17 protein-coding genes are annotated in these 12,225 nt (G+C 43.4%); 8 read left to right on the top strand and 9 right to left on the bottom strand.

Going from position 1 to position 12,225, the window contains the following annotated elements; translation table 11 throughout:
• Nucleotides 1-5 precede the first annotated feature (5 nt).
• Together AC59JT_RS19775 and AC59JT_RS19770 are read left to right on the top strand one after the other, a co-directional pair.
• Nucleotides 6-491 carry an ABC transporter ATPase gene (locus AC59JT_RS19775; protein ID WP_497402395.1) on the top strand — a complete coding sequence of 162 codons (486 nt, stop codon included), beginning with the start codon at nt 6-8 and terminating at the stop codon, nt 489-491.
• 135 nt (nt 492-626) lie between these two features.
• On the top strand, nt 627-1,241 hold the full coding sequence (locus AC59JT_RS19770; protein WP_497402393.1) for a YdeI/OmpD-associated family protein: 615 nt from the start codon (nt 627-629) through the stop codon (nt 1,239-1,241).
• A gap of 191 nt (nt 1,242-1,432) precedes the next feature.
• On the opposite strand, the gene AC59JT_RS19765 is transcribed toward AC59JT_RS19770, so the two are convergent.
• The 5 genes from AC59JT_RS19765 to AC59JT_RS19745 all read right to left on the bottom strand — a co-directional run bounded on the left by AC59JT_RS19765 (nt 1,433) and on the right by AC59JT_RS19745 (nt 5,355).
• On the bottom strand, nt 1,433-2,416 hold the full coding sequence (locus tag AC59JT_RS19765) for a type I phosphomannose isomerase catalytic subunit (RefSeq protein WP_497402390.1): 984 nt from the start codon (nt 2,414-2,416) through the stop codon (nt 1,433-1,435).
• A gap of 64 nt (nt 2,417-2,480) precedes the next feature.
• Nucleotides 2,481-2,945, bottom strand: a complete 465-nt coding sequence (locus AC59JT_RS19760) for a hypothetical protein (RefSeq protein WP_497402388.1) — start codon at nt 2,943-2,945, stop codon at nt 2,481-2,483.
• Between the two features lie 87 nt (nt 2,946-3,032).
• Nucleotides 3,033-3,494, bottom strand: a complete 462-nt coding sequence (locus AC59JT_RS19755) for a hypothetical protein (RefSeq protein WP_497402386.1) — start codon at nt 3,492-3,494, stop codon at nt 3,033-3,035.
• A gap of 18 nt (nt 3,495-3,512) precedes the next feature.
• The gene (locus AC59JT_RS19750) at nt 3,513-3,974 is read right to left on the bottom strand and encodes a hypothetical protein (protein WP_497402384.1); all 462 of its coding nucleotides are present in this window, start codon (nt 3,972-3,974) and stop codon (nt 3,513-3,515) included.
• A 151-nt stretch (nt 3,975-4,125) separates the two neighbouring features.
• On the bottom strand, nt 4,126-5,355 hold the full coding sequence (locus AC59JT_RS19745) for an NADP-dependent isocitrate dehydrogenase (protein WP_497402382.1): 1,230 nt from the start codon (nt 5,353-5,355) through the stop codon (nt 4,126-4,128).
• 146 nt (nt 5,356-5,501) lie between these two features.
• Between AC59JT_RS19745 and AC59JT_RS19740 the strand changes: the two genes are divergently transcribed.
• The 3 genes from AC59JT_RS19740 (at nt 5,502) to AC59JT_RS19730 (ending at nt 7,129) form a co-directional block, all read left to right on the top strand.
• Nucleotides 5,502-5,918 (top strand): lipocalin family protein, encoded by a 417-nt coding sequence (locus tag AC59JT_RS19740; RefSeq protein ID WP_497402380.1) that lies wholly within the window; start codon nt 5,502-5,504, stop codon nt 5,916-5,918.
• 4 nt (nt 5,919-5,922) lie between these two features.
• Nucleotides 5,923-6,630, top strand: coding sequence for a hypothetical protein (locus AC59JT_RS19735; protein WP_497402378.1), 708 nt, complete (start codon nt 5,923-5,925; stop codon nt 6,628-6,630).
• 76 nt (nt 6,631-6,706) lie between these two features.
• Nucleotides 6,707-7,129: a hypothetical protein gene (locus AC59JT_RS19730; protein WP_497402376.1), complete on the top strand. Its 423-nt coding sequence runs from the start codon at nt 6,707-6,709 to the stop codon at nt 7,127-7,129.
• A 42-nt stretch (nt 7,130-7,171) separates the two neighbouring features.
• Here AC59JT_RS19730 and AC59JT_RS19725 read toward each other — a convergent pair whose 3' ends face one another.
• From AC59JT_RS19725 to AC59JT_RS19710, 4 genes are all read right to left on the bottom strand, one after another.
• On the bottom strand, nt 7,172-7,642 hold the full coding sequence (locus tag AC59JT_RS19725; protein WP_497402374.1) for a hypothetical protein: 471 nt from the start codon (nt 7,640-7,642) through the stop codon (nt 7,172-7,174).
• 132 nt (nt 7,643-7,774) lie between these two features.
• The gene (locus tag AC59JT_RS19720) at nt 7,775-9,607 is read right to left on the bottom strand and encodes a DNA polymerase III subunit gamma/tau (RefSeq protein ID WP_497402372.1); all 1,833 of its coding nucleotides are present in this window, start codon (nt 9,605-9,607) and stop codon (nt 7,775-7,777) included.
• A gap of 173 nt (nt 9,608-9,780) precedes the next feature.
• A complete protein-coding gene (locus AC59JT_RS19715) occupies nt 9,781-10,086 on the bottom strand; it encodes a hypothetical protein (protein ID WP_497402370.1) in 306 nt (101 codons plus the stop codon).
• A 118-nt stretch (nt 10,087-10,204) separates the two neighbouring features.
• Nucleotides 10,205-10,717 carry a hypothetical protein gene (locus AC59JT_RS19710; RefSeq protein ID WP_497402368.1) on the bottom strand — a complete coding sequence of 171 codons (513 nt, stop codon included), beginning with the start codon at nt 10,715-10,717 and terminating at the stop codon, nt 10,205-10,207.
• Nucleotides 10,718-10,884: 167 nt separating this feature from the next.
• Here AC59JT_RS19710 and rpsF point away from each other — a divergent pair, with 167 nt between their 5' ends.
• Genes rpsF through rplI form a run of 3 tightly spaced genes read left to right on the top strand, consistent with a single transcriptional unit; the run spans nt 10,885 to nt 11,972 of the window.
• A complete protein-coding gene (gene rpsF / locus AC59JT_RS19705) occupies nt 10,885-11,250 on the top strand; it encodes a 30S ribosomal protein S6 (protein ID WP_497402366.1) in 366 nt (121 codons plus the stop codon).
• Entirely contained in the window at nt 11,250-11,513 is a 264-nt protein-coding gene (gene rpsR, locus AC59JT_RS19700) for a 30S ribosomal protein S18 (RefSeq protein WP_067054791.1), read from the top strand. The genes rpsF and rpsR overlap by 1 nt, the downstream gene beginning before the upstream one ends.
• Before the next feature lie 15 nt (nt 11,514-11,528).
• Nucleotides 11,529-11,972 (top strand): 50S ribosomal protein L9, encoded by a 444-nt coding sequence (gene rplI, locus AC59JT_RS19695; RefSeq protein ID WP_497402364.1) that lies wholly within the window; start codon nt 11,529-11,531, stop codon nt 11,970-11,972.
• The last annotated feature ends 253 nt before the right edge of the window (nt 11,973-12,225 follow it).

The raw sequence follows: 12,225 nt of genomic DNA, 5'->3' as shown, positions 1-12,225 counted from the left end.
TGTGCATGCAATTTTCTGAAAATTCGAGAGTTTGGATCTACCAGTCAGATCGTAAGTTAAGCGATGACGTTACCGCGCAGCTACAAGAGCGTTTAAACGCCTTTACCGCCGAGTGGACCGCCCACAACAACCAGCTTAAAGCTAAAGGCGAAGTGCGCTATAACCGTTTCCTGATATTAATAGTTGACGAAAGCCAGGCCGGTGTCAGTGGTTGCTCTATCGATAAATCGGTACATTTTATGCAACGCCTGGAGCAGGAGTTTGGCATTAACCTGTTTGACAGGTTTAACCTGGCCTATCGCGAAGGTGCGGAAGTATTATCCCTTCCCCGCCAGGGCTTTGAAGAGAAGCTAAAAGAAGGCAGCATTGGCGTTGAAACCATCGTTTACAACAACCTTGTACAAAACCTTACCGAACTAAATACCAAATGGGAAGTGCCCTTTAAGGATAGCTGGCATATACAGTTGTTTAGGGATTTGGTAACGGCGTAAATCAAAATTTGTTATTGCGAGCATAGCGTGGCTCCGATAGTTATCGGGACGCGAACTGTGCAATTCTGAGACTGTTCTCCGTGCGATTGCTTCGTCGTTCCTCCTCGCAATGACAAAAAGTTTTATATTAGTACTATGGAACAATTCGACCCTCGCGTTGATGCTTACATAGCTAAAGCCGCGCCCTTTGCACAGCCTGTTTTAAATTATGTACGAAACCTTGTACATAGCGTATCGCCCGAAATTACCGAAAACATTAAATGGGGCATGCCCTTTTTTGAATATAAAGGCCCGCTATGCCAGATAGCTTCATTTAAACAGCATTGTGCTTTCGGTTTCTGGAAAGCCACGTCGTTAAACGACCCACATGGCGTTATTAACCGGGGCGAAGAAACTTCGGCCGGCAGCTTTGGGCGCCTGACCGGCCTGGCCGACCTACCTGCTGACAACATCCTGATTGACCTGATAAAACAGGCCATGGCGCTTAACGAAACCGGCACCAAAGGTGGTATGAAAACCGCCCCCGCCAAAACGCCTAAAGCCGAGATTGAAGTACCTGATTATTTTGCTGAAGTGCTTGACAGCGAACCGAAGGCTAAAGCCACCTTCGAAGCTTTCAGCCCATCGCACCGCCGCGGATACCTGGAATGGATAACCGAAGCTAAAACCGATGCAACCCGCGAGAAACGTATGGCTACAGCGATTGAGTGGTTAAGCGAGGGAAAATCGAGGCATTGGAAGTATAAATAACCCCTCCCAACCCTCCTTCCGAGGGGGCGGACTTTTAATGAGCATGATAAAAAGCGAAGGGTGTCATACTGAGCGCCGTCGAAGTATGCGGACAAAGGCCTCTGCGCTCACCCTTCGACGGAGCTCAGGGTGACACCCCTGATGCTTGTGAAGACTTACGAAGTTTTAAAAACTTCGTAAGTCTAACGGTTCTATGCTATAAAACTCTCCAATATTTTAAAACCACCTTCAGTTTCCAGTTCAACACTGTTGATAGTTTTTGGCAGTAGCATACATTCGCCCATTTTAACCGGGTAGCTTTCGCCGTTGCATTTAATGGTGTAAGCACCGGCCAGGCAAACGTGTATTACAAACGAATCCAGGTTGCTGTAGTCTTTCGTGGTGCCGTGGGTAGCATCCAGTACATTGGTAGTAAAGTATGGGCAGCTAACCAGTTTTACAGTTTCGTCTTGTTGTGGGGTGTATTTGGTTTTATATTCGTCGTAGTGTTTGTAGTCGATAGCAGCCAGGGCTTCTTCAACGTGCAGTTCACGCTTTTGGCCTTTATCATCAACGCGGTCAAAATCGTAAATACGGTAAGTAATATCGCTGGTTTGCTGAATTTCGGCCAGTAATAAACCGGCACCAATGGTATGCACACGTCCGGCAGGTAAAAAGAACACATCGCCCGCTTTAGCTTCTTCACGATTCAAAATATCGGTTAGGTGGCCGCTATTGAATTTCTCCAAATACTCGGCTTCATTCAATTCTTTATTAAAACCGCTGATCAGGGTTGAACCCGGGTCAGACTCGATGATGTACCACATTTCGGTTTTACCAAATGAATTATGGCGTTTTTTTGCCAACTCATCATCAGGGTGTACCTGTATCGACAGATCCTCGTTAGCATCAATAAACTTAACCAACAACGGGAAGATGTTACCAAAGTGTTTGTAAACCTTTTCGCCTACCAGATCGGCACCATATTGCTCCAGCAGATCGGCTAACGATTCGCCATCCAGCGCGCCACCGTTAACTATGGAAACATCGCTTTTTACGCCTGATATTTCCCAGGTTTCGCCGCAATTAGGCAGGTTACCAAAATCTTTACCCAGGTAGGTTTTTATTTTGTGGCCGCCCCAGATTTTATCTTTATAGATGGTTTTAAATTTTAAAGGATAGAGTGCTGTAGACATGATAGAATTAACTTGTTTTGTAACAACAAAGTTAACCAAAATATCTAAAAGCCGAATTCTGTATTTAGTTCACATTTTTTTTGATGGTGAAGTAATGCACCTTATCAAACGGGTAGTTTACCCCGTTGTAAGTAAACGTTGTAAACCATTGCGTAGATGTACATTCAGATACATTATCAAAAGTGGTTCTGATCTCATCAGTTTCTGTTGCCGAAAGACGTAGTTTATAATCAGGCGCATGGTTATCAATATACATGGCAAGCCTTATGCGCGTTGTATCGCTGCCGGCATAGTACTTACCTGCCCTTACAACAGTAACTTTTGCCGGGTTTAAAGTTTTAATTACCGTGGTATCATAGTAGCCGGGGGTAGCCGGGTTTAACAGATCGCGATCCTGGTTATCTCTAAATTGCAACACTACCGGGTTGGGCGGTATACCAGCAATTCTTTTAATATCGCAGCCGTTATCCTTACAAGCCGTAAATAGCAAACTTATCAGCGCTGCCAATACTAAGTAACTTTTTTTCATAGGTAAGATTTAATTATGATAGTTTAAGATGATAGTTTTTCTGGGGTGTTAGTTCAATGGCTTTGGTAACACAAAGTGGTATCAGGCTTATTTCACTATCACATAAAAGTCAGCACTTGTTTGCTGTTTGGCAACGCCATTGTAGGTTAGCGAAGTTAAGGTAAACGGCGAACACGCGTCGGCTTGTGTAAACTTGGTAATAATTTCATCCGTTACCGTGGGCGACAGTTTAAAGTTAAATGTGCCGGTGCCCTGGTCCCACAAACCTAATCGTACGTGATTATTGTTACCGGGATACGGGGTATTGGTACCAGCCGAAATAATTTTCATACTTCTTTGATTAGCAGTTTTAATATAGGTTGTATCAAAAAAGCCCGGTGTGGCGCTATTAAACATATCGCGGCCCTGGCTGTCAACAAATTCGAAGTAGGTGTAAGGTGGTTTGCCCGTTAGTGGCATTTTAGGACATTCGGCTTTCTCGTTTTTACAGGCGTTAAATGATAATGCCACAAAGACTAATAAAAGGAAGACGTTTTGTAGTTTTTCCATGCTATAGGTTTATGTTGATTAGTTTAGTTTAACTATAAAGTAGTTACGGGCCGATTGAGGAAAAACGACGTAGTTATAACTAAAAGATGTTATTTCAGTAGTACAGCCACTTGGCTTCCCTGTCATCTGTATTTCGGCAGTAAGGTTGTTATCCAACTTTAACTGGTACGAACCCGATGGTTGAAGTATCAAACGTATCCGGTCAATATTCCCTACCGAATTCCAATTCACATTTTTAGGCACAACCCTAACGTGACCATTATTTAGGGTTTTTATTTTCAATGTATCATAATGGCCTGGGGTAGCGGGATCAAGTAAATCGCGGTCCTGGCTGTCGCGAATTTCTATGATAGGTTGTGGCGGAAAATAACATAAACGTCGCTCTTCATCGTCTACATCATTTTCTTTCTTTTTACACGAAAACAGTACAACAGTAAGTGTGAGGCATAGTAAACAAGTGTAGATGATAGTTTTTTTCATGAGGTTAGGTTTTAAGGTTAAGTTTTAGGCGTTGCGCCTTTATTATATAATACGGGCAGCCTATTAAAAGCGCTACAAGCAATCAACAATAAAAATAAAACAAAAAGCCCCCCGAATTTCGAAGGGCTTTGTTAAATTATGTTAAAAGCAATTACTTACCCAATTTAGCTTTCAGGTTCTCATCAATTGCTTCCAAAAACTCTTCGGTATATAGGAAATCCACACCGTGTTGTACTTTTGGTTTTATGGTAATAGCCAAATCCTTGGTCATTTTACCGCTTTCTACAGTTTCTATACAAACCTGCTCTAATGTATGGCAAAAATCTATCAGCTCCTGGTTACCATCCAGTTTACCACGAAACTCTAAACCACGTGTCCATGCGAAGATAGACGCGATAGGGTTGGTAGAAGTTGGGCGACCGGCCTGGTGCTCGCGGTAGTGACGGGTTACAGTACCGTGTGCAGCCTCAGCTTCCATTACGGTGCCATCAGGTGTAACCAACGTTGAGGTCATTAAACCCAATGAACCGAAACCTTGCGCAACGGTGTCTGATTGTACGTCGCCATCATAGTTTTTACAAGCCCAAACAAAGTTACCGTTCCATTTAAGAGCCGAAGCAACCATGTCGTCGATCAAACGGTGTTCGTAAACAATTCCTTTTTCGTCAAACTTAGCTTTGTAGTCGCTTTGGAAGATCTCTTCAAAAATATCTTTAAAACGGCCATCGTATTTTTTCAAGATGGTGTTTTTGGTTGATAAGTATAAAGGCCAGCCTTTCATTAAAGCCTGGTTAAAGCATGAATGTGCAAAACCACGGATAGACTCATCGGTATTGTACATGGTTAAAGCCACACCATCACCTTTAAAGTTAAATACTTCGTATGATTGGGTTTCGCCGCCATCTTCCGGAGTGAAGGTTACGGTTAATTTACCTTTGCCTTTGGTTAAAAAGTCGGTAGCGCGGTATTGGTCGCCAAAAGCGTGACGGCCGATGCAGATAGGCGCTGTCCAGTTTGGTACCAAACGCGGCACATTGCTCATTACAATAGGTTCGCGGAAAACGGTACCGTCAAGTATGTTACGGATAGTTCCGTTTGGCGATTTCCACATTTGTTTCAAGCCAAACTCTTCAACGCGTGCTTCGTCGGGCGTAATGGTGGCACATTTAATGCCTACACCATATTGCTTTATCGCGTTAGCGGCATCAATAGTTACCTGGTCATTAGTTTCGTCACGATACTCCAAACCCAGATCATAATACTTAATATCAAGATCTAAATACGGAACGATCAGTTTATCTTTAATGAATTTCCAGATAATGCGGGTCATTTCATCGCCATCCAGTTCAACTACCGGATTATTTACTTTAATTTTTGACATACCAGATGTGTTATTTTTTTATCAATGGCTCCAAAGATATAAAATAGTGTTTATCAATAATTAAACGGAAGTGTAAAATAGTGGTTAATTTTAAATAATTTAGATGCCTGAAAGTTTGTAAACAATTTTCTTATTAATTTAACCGGATGAGGAGACCTTTACTATTAATGCTGTTGCTTTGCGCCCTGATAACCGGTTGCAAAAAAAGCGCTACCCAGCAGTCTGCCGAGGTTACCATAGTGGGTAAATGGTATATTAAAACTGTAATAAATACAGGCGGCCCCAACCAGGGTACGTTTACCAACTTTACCAGCCAGGATACTTACGTTTTTGGCACTGATAATATGGTGAACATATCAAACTCCGCACAAGGCATAACCGCCAATATGGGCTACACTTACAGCGGCGATAAAGTGGTCATCAGCAATTCGGACAGGGCTGATACCTACCTGGTAACCAAGCTAACTATCGATAGCCTGGTAATGCGTAATACCTTATCAACAGTGTTTGGCCAACCGGTTACGAGCAATAACACACCTACATTTAAACTTTCCCGCAAATAAAATGATGACCCGCTTTATAAAAAACTGTACTTTAATATTAGTTATGTGCCTGGCGGCATTCTCTGCCAAAGCGCAACGCGGTTATGACTTTGCCCAGTATGATCTTGGCGTAGGTATTGGCTTTAATAAAGTATACAGCGATGCGCAAACTTTTACCAATACTAAAAGCGCGCATTTAACCTTCACCTACAATACAACGCCGTTTGTTAACTATGTTATTGAACTGCAAACCGGCAACCTGCAAGGTGGCGACTCGGTACTAACCAGCACCGGCCGCCAGTTTAACAACCAGTACACTGCCGTGATGTTTAAAGGCCAGTTACAACTGGGCGAAATTTTGGATTATGCCGACGGTGGCGTATCAAACGCTTTAAAAAACCTGTACTTTTCAACGGGCGTGGGTTTTTCTATAAACAAAATGAAGTATGCTTCAAGGTATTCACAACAGGTGGCCGGTTTTTATACCCCGGGGCGTGATAACTCTACCGAAATACTGATACCCGCCCGCGTTGGCTACGAGCTTAAGTTTTTTAACAAGTATGATCAGCCTAGTTTTAAAATAGACCTGGCTTACCAACACAACTTTATGCTGGGCGACGCGCTTGACGGCTATGAAGTGGGCAAACAAAAAGACTCGTTTAGCCAGATCACCCTCGGCCTTAAATTCGCTATTGGCGGTATTACCTCGTATCGTAAACAGATCTCATACTAATTTTTATCTGCCGGATGCGTTTTTAATTTTTTGGCAAGGTTTTTACTGTATTATACCAACACAAATACAGTAAACCATGAACAACGATATTTTTAAAAACGAAGAAAACGACAGGGACCGCACCTTGCGCGATGACCTGGGCGAAACTACCAACCACGATCAGCTGCGCTTTAATAAGGACGATAATAGTTTTGAGTACGATGTACGAAGCGATGACCCGGATTATGATCATCCCGACCCCTATAATACCGCGCAACCCAACGGTGCCGATATGAACTCAACCTACGACGAGGCTAACCCCTACGACGCGGCAGACGAGTATATCCCCAACGAAAACCTGGAAACCGATGCCGGAAACCTGGGCATGCATGTAGGCGATGAAGACGATATACTGGGCGTTGACCCTATTGACGAAGACCTGGCACACACACCCGAAGACGACCGAGATGACCTGGACGAAGAAGGCTATCCTAAAAACGATACACCCCCAATTGTGTAGACCATTAATATAGAAGAGCGCCCTGTGAAAACGGGGCGTTTTTTATTTAATGAAAACTACCTGGTAGGCCTTAGCCGCTTTTTGGCCCTGGTACATCACCGAGTCGCGGTCAATAGCCACCCAGGTCATTGATTTATCGTTGAGCGCGGTTATCCGAACCGGGGTATTAGCGCTGCGGCCAAATGGATCGGCTTGTAGTTTTATCAGTAGTACGTTATAATCAAGGTTAAGCTCATAAGTCCCGTTAGCAGCGGGAAAGCCGGCTATTGATATATTTTTTTGCCTCTCATTTAAAGTAACTATCGAAAACTTATCCGGCACCGCCGTACCCGATACTACAATATCATTTTTATCAAAATACTGTTCGGCGGTATAGGCAACCACCCATGGGCCATTTAAGTAAGCGTTGTTTATTTGCCTGCCGTTAATTATAGTTCCTAGAACGGTTTGGCCATTCTCTACCCCAAGGCCGGGCGGTACTACAACAGGGTCCAGCTTGCAGGAGCTTAGCATAGCTATAACAACCCAAAAAAGTATCGGCAATTTATATTTGTTCACGCAGGGACAATAAGCACTTGGATGACAAATATAGCGCAAAAAAGTTTTTACTTGGTGAAGGTTCCTGCCTGCCAGCGCCAATCTTAATTAATCAAAATCAAGGTTAAAACGCTTACGCAGCTCGGCCAGTTGCGGGTTTTTATTGGCCATGTACTGAAACTTTTCAATACTGGTATAAGGGCGTTTGGCAGCCACCTGCTTATCAATACGGGTATCAACCTGCAAACTAAAGTTTTTAAGCGCGGTGCGCATATGGTTTAAAAACGGTGGCTTTTCGTCTCTAAACAGGTCTTCCTGCACCTTGGTAGCTACAACTACCTCAAAATCATACGGGCGCAGCATTACGGGGGCATCGCCGTTAAAAACCGGGAGCAGGTTCATTTTACCTTCGGCCTTAACACGTGCGGCATAAATATGCCATTCGCGCAAAAAATCGTCCATGGTAAAAGGTTCGTTAGCATCGCCTTTTAAGTAGGGGTCTACTTCCTCTTGAGGGCCCGCGTCTGTATCGGTCAGGTTTTTTAGCGATGGTATTAACGTACTTGTAGTGCTGGCATTAGGTATAAAAACCTTAGGCTTTTCGGCTACAGGCGCTGCAGCTGCAGTAGCGTTTAATGATGGCGTAGCCGGAGCTTTAGTTTGTGGCGCAGGCGCAGGTGTTTCAGTTTTTGGCGGGGCCTGATAAGTAGCCGGTGTATCACTTAAAACAGACGGCTCATTGTTAATGGCAGCCGGTTTTTGAGGCGCTATTGCTGAGGTATCAGGTTTTTTTTTTAGCTGCCCGCTCTCGTCAGACATTCCCATTGGCGAACTCGCCATATTAAACACCGAGGGCAGATGACACATTTTTAGCAGCGCCAGCTCAACCTGTAAGCGCTGGTTTTTGCTCAACTTATAGTTCAGATCGCACTGGTTGCTGATATTCATGGCCGATAACAGGAACGACACACTGGCCGCGCCCGACTGCTGTAAATACTTATTTCTTATCCCCTCGCTCACTTCAAGCAACTTCACTGTAGCCTGATCTTTCACCACCAACAGGTTGCGGAAGTGTTCAGACAATCCCGAAGTGAAATGGGCCCCGTCAAAACCCTTGCTCAGTATCTCGTCAAAAAGCAACAGCGTTTTGGCGGTATCTTCCTGCAGCAGGGCCTCGGTTATGTTAAAGTAGTAATCGTAATCTAAAATATTAAGGTTATCTATTACCGAGCGATAGGTAACGTTAGCGTCGCTAAAACTTACGATCTGGTCAAACATCGACAGCGCATCGCGCAAACCGCCATCCGCCTTTTGGGCGATGATGTGCAGGCCGTCGGTCTCGTAAGTGATGTTTTCCTTTCCGGCGATGGATGCCAGGTGCGCAGCCATATCCTCAACCTTAATGCGGTTAAAATCAAATATCTGGCAGCGCGAAAGTATGGTTGGTAGTATTTTATGCTTCTCCGTAGTAGCCAGTATAAAAATGGCGTAACGGGGCGGTTCTTCCAGCGTTTTCAGGAAGGCGTTAAACGCCGCCTGCGATAGCATGTGCACCTCATCAATAATATACACTTTATATTGGGCACCTTGCGGCGGTATACGCACCTGCTCTATCAGGCTGCGGATATCATCAACCGAGTTGTTGGATGCCGCGTCAAGTTCATGCACGTTAAACGAATTACCGTTTTGAAAAGCGACGCATGATGGACAAGTACCGCAAGCTTCGCCGTTAGGCTGCAAATCGGTACAATTTATGGTTTTGGCCAAAATACGCGCGCAGGTGGTTTTGCCCACTCCACGCGGTCCGCAGAATAAAAATGCCTGCGCCAGCTGATTATTTTTAATAGCGTTTTTTAGGGTGTTGGTTATATGTTGCTGACCAACAACGCTTTCAAAAGTAACCGGGCGATATTTACGTGCCGAAACAATAAAATTATCCACAGCTACTAAGGTAACAACATTTTACACTTCTGGAAAGTGGGTTTTGGGATTGTGGAGAAATTGGGGGATTAGGCCCGGGCTTACAGAAAGATAGGAAGACTTACGAAGTTTTAAAAACTTCGTAAGCCTATGGCCTCCCCTCGGTCCGTGCCTACAAGCAACGGGGATTTATGCTATTGCAACTCTTCTTCCGGCAGATGATCATCATCCGGGTCAGGGTTAGTCAAATCGTACTCGTCGTTAAAATCATCGGCGCCCGGCTCGTTCACGTCATCATCAACGCGTATGGCATTCAGGTCGTCCATATCGGCAGCTTCGTCATCAAAATCTTCGTCCTCTTCATCATACTCAAAATCATCCTCATCCTCTTCGGTCTCTTCCTCTAAGGCATCAAAATCATCCTCAGGGTGCTGAAAGTAGATGTTGTCATACATAAAGCTAATTTGCTCGGTGTTTTGGCGGTCCTCAATAAAAAGCATAGCGGTAATGGTTATTTGTTAATATTAGTGACAATCAAACCTACCTATATGTTTTATGCTAAAGGTTAATAACGCGTTTTATTTTTGTTAAGAAGACGGGCTATCCGTTACGCCAATATCAATCGTTCAGCACCTGGGGTGCAGTTTTTTTGGGGATGGTTATTTTCCCTACAATATCGGGTGCAAAATACTTTAGTTTGGCATCGTCCATGTTTCCCATATCCAGGAAATACCAATTTGCACCTTTGTTAAAACTTACGGCCAATAAAGAGGATGTGTTTTGCACCTTTGTTCCGTTAACAGTCACTATCACTTTTTGAGGAACCAGTGCATACAGGTTATTGCCGGCAGTAATTATTTTGCCGGGTTCGCCAATTTCGCCCCCAACTATCCCGCCCCCCGAAGCTTTCATTTGTTCAAGACCATTTTTTATCACACCCGCCATTTTTTCGGCACCGCCCATAGCCGTAACCAATTTGGGGTGGCTGTATTTAATTAGTGTTGCATAATCTCCGGCAATAGTAGCTTTAATCATTTTCTCTGCATCCTGTTTAATTTTAACAGCATGCTGCGCCACGGCGTTCATCGCAAACAGTAAAACCAGTAAAGTTATCTTTATATATTTCATCATAAAAACGGGCTTGTTAAAGTCCTCTCTCAAAAGTAATATTTAAAACGGGCCTGCCACCTAAAATTTAACTCAAATTATTCTCAAAATCAGTTTGATATATACAAACTTATACCTACATTTGCAGCCCCGAATTGTCGGGTTAAATAATTAAAAACAAAGCAATAACAATGCAACAGTACGAAATCGTGATCGTTCTAACCCCGTTGTTATCAGAAGAAACTGCTAAAGAGGCAATAGCCAAATACAGCAAAACTCTTACTGATGGCGGAGCCGAAATTGTCCAGGAGGATAATTGGGGTTTGAGAAAATTAGCGTACCCAATTCAAAAGAAAACTACAGGGTACTATCACTTAACTGAATTTAAGGCTCCAGGTGATTTAATTAACAAATTGGAAGTCGAGTTAAGACGCGATGAGCGTGTATTGCGTTTCCTAACCATTGCGTTAGACAAACATGCCGTAGCTTACAACGACAAAAAACGTAGCGGTGCTTTCAACAAAAAGCCTGCAGCTAAAGTGGAGGAAGCAAACTAATGGCAAACGACCAAATTAAATACGTAACTGCCCCTAAAGTAGAGGACAACCGTAAAAAATACTGCCGTTTCAAAAAGAACGGTATTAAGTATATCGACTACAAAGACGCTAACTTTTTATTAAAGTTCATTAACGATCAAGGTAAAGTATTACCACGTCGTTTAACCGGTACTTCATTAAAGTTTCAGCGCAAAGTGGCTCAAGCTGTTAAACGCGCACGCCACATTGGTTTATTACCTTACGTTACAGATTCATTAAAATAAGGGGAGGTAAATACAATGGAAGTTATTTTAAAACAAGACATAAAAAACCTGGGCGATAAAGACGATGTAGTAACGGTAAAACCGGGCTACGGTCGTAACTTTTTATTCCCTAAAGGTTACGCTATTTTAGCTACCGAAAGCGCACGCAAAGTTTTGGCCGAAAACCTTAAACAAGCTGCTTTTAAACAAGAGAAAATACGTAAAGACGCTGACGCTATTGCTGCTAAATTAGAAGGTGTAAAACTTACTATTGGCGCTAAAGCTGGCGAAACCGGTAAAATTTTCGGTGCTATCAACACTATCCAAGTTGCTGATGCATTGAAAAAAGAAGGTTTTGAAGTTGATCGTCGTCGTATCACTTTTGACCAGGAGCCTAAATTTGTTGGTGATTACACCGCAATTGTTAACCTACACAAAGAGGTTAAGGTACAAGTTCCTTTTTCAGTAGTAGCTGAGTAATTTATTTGAATTTCGGATATCGAATTTTCGATTTCGGATTTATAAAAAGGTGTTGAGTTTTACTCGACACCTTTTTTGTTTTATATCAACTCCAGTCACTTCTCCCAACACGTCATTGCGAGGTACGAAGCAATCTCTACGTAAGCTAAGCCACCTTACTAGGCCCTTCACGCACATACCTTGCCCCGCTCTTCGCCGCGGAGGCGCATTTCTTTTGTCATAGCAACAAAAGAAACAAAAATGCCTAGTTGGC

It is taken from the genome of Mucilaginibacter sp. A3364, assembly GCF_059690715.1.
Note: the sequence above shows the minus strand (reverse complement) of the source record. Positions and strands in the feature narration are given on the sequence as shown.

Bases quoted from the DNA above. Each gene is read 5' to 3' on its own strand.
- AC59JT_RS19745 (WP_497402382.1), bottom strand. From the start codon at position 5,355: ATGTCAAAAATTAAAGTAAATAATCCGGTAGTTGAACTGGATGGCGAT.
- AC59JT_RS19715 (WP_497402370.1), bottom strand. From the start codon at position 10,086: ATGCTTTTTATTGAGGACCGCCAAAACACCGAGCAAATTAGCTTTATG.
- AC59JT_RS19775 (WP_497402395.1), top strand. From the start codon at position 6: ATGCAATTTTCTGAAAATTCGAGAGTTTGGATCTACCAGTCAGATCGT.
- AC59JT_RS19735 (WP_497402378.1), top strand. From the start codon at position 5,923: ATGACCCGCTTTATAAAAAACTGTACTTTAATATTAGTTATGTGCCTG.
- AC59JT_RS19765 (WP_497402390.1), bottom strand. From the start codon at position 2,416: ATGTCTACAGCACTCTATCCTTTAAAATTTAAAACCATCTATAAAGAT.
- rpsF (WP_497402366.1), top strand. From the start codon at position 10,885: ATGCAACAGTACGAAATCGTGATCGTTCTAACCCCGTTGTTATCAGAA.
- AC59JT_RS19760 (WP_497402388.1), bottom strand. From the start codon at position 2,945: ATGAAAAAAAGTTACTTAGTATTGGCAGCGCTGATAAGTTTGCTATTT.
- AC59JT_RS19725 (WP_497402374.1), bottom strand. From the start codon at position 7,642: ATGCTAAGCTCCTGCAAGCTGGACCCTGTTGTAGTACCGCCCGGCCTT.
- rplI (WP_497402364.1), top strand. From the start codon at position 11,529: ATGGAAGTTATTTTAAAACAAGACATAAAAAACCTGGGCGATAAAGAC.
- AC59JT_RS19750 (WP_497402384.1), bottom strand. From the start codon at position 3,974: ATGAAAAAAACTATCATCTACACTTGTTTACTATGCCTCACACTTACT.
- AC59JT_RS19755 (WP_497402386.1), bottom strand. From the start codon at position 3,494: ATGGAAAAACTACAAAACGTCTTCCTTTTATTAGTCTTTGTGGCATTA.
- AC59JT_RS19730 (WP_497402376.1), top strand. From the start codon at position 6,707: ATGAACAACGATATTTTTAAAAACGAAGAAAACGACAGGGACCGCACC.
- AC59JT_RS19710 (WP_497402368.1), bottom strand. From the start codon at position 10,717: ATGATGAAATATATAAAGATAACTTTACTGGTTTTACTGTTTGCGATG.
- AC59JT_RS19740 (WP_497402380.1), top strand. From the start codon at position 5,502: ATGAGGAGACCTTTACTATTAATGCTGTTGCTTTGCGCCCTGATAACC.
- AC59JT_RS19770 (WP_497402393.1), top strand. From the start codon at position 627: ATGGAACAATTCGACCCTCGCGTTGATGCTTACATAGCTAAAGCCGCG.
- rpsR (WP_067054791.1), top strand. From the start codon at position 11,250: ATGGCAAACGACCAAATTAAATACGTAACTGCCCCTAAAGTAGAGGAC.